The organism is Neisseria sp. P0007.S010 (assembly GCF_051962875.1).
In the GTDB taxonomy this organism is placed as follows: Bacteria; Pseudomonadota; Gammaproteobacteria; order Burkholderiales; family Neisseriaceae; genus Neisseria; species Neisseria subflava_A.
Map to the genome: position 1 here is coordinate 1 of NZ_JBQCUX010000036.1, position 416 is coordinate 416.

Sequence of the window (416 nt, forward strand, 5' to 3'; positions counted from 1 at the left end):
TCTTTGATGTTGGTACCGGCTGCAACTTCGGTACGGGCGGCGGCGCTTTGCTGTTTCAGCTGGCTGTAGTTGACGGCATCGGCGTCATCGGTACCGGCGGCTACGTTGGTTACTTTCTTGCTGGCGGCATTGATGCCTGACTTGATCACACTCGGGCCACCGGTAATGGTGAGGCCGTCTGTATTCAGTTTGCTGTTGCCTGCGGTGACGCTGTCAACGGTGATGTCTTTGGCCAGTTTCAGCTGTGCGCCACCGGCTACGGTTTCGCTGATGATATTGCTGTCGCCTTTGACATTGATGGTGTCGCCCAATGCGTAGTTGTTGCTGCCGGCGGTACCGCCGAAGTTGATGCCTTTGGCGATATTGGCGGCGTTTGTCGCTACGTTTTGGTTGGTCGCAAACAGTTGGCTGCCGTT

The 416-nt window shown here is 56.2% G+C and carries 1 pseudogene; it reads right to left on the minus strand.

The features are described 5' to 3' along the window. Positions 1–416, minus strand: a pseudogene (locus tag ACTHR7_RS10800) (hypothetical protein); the annotation flags it as partial.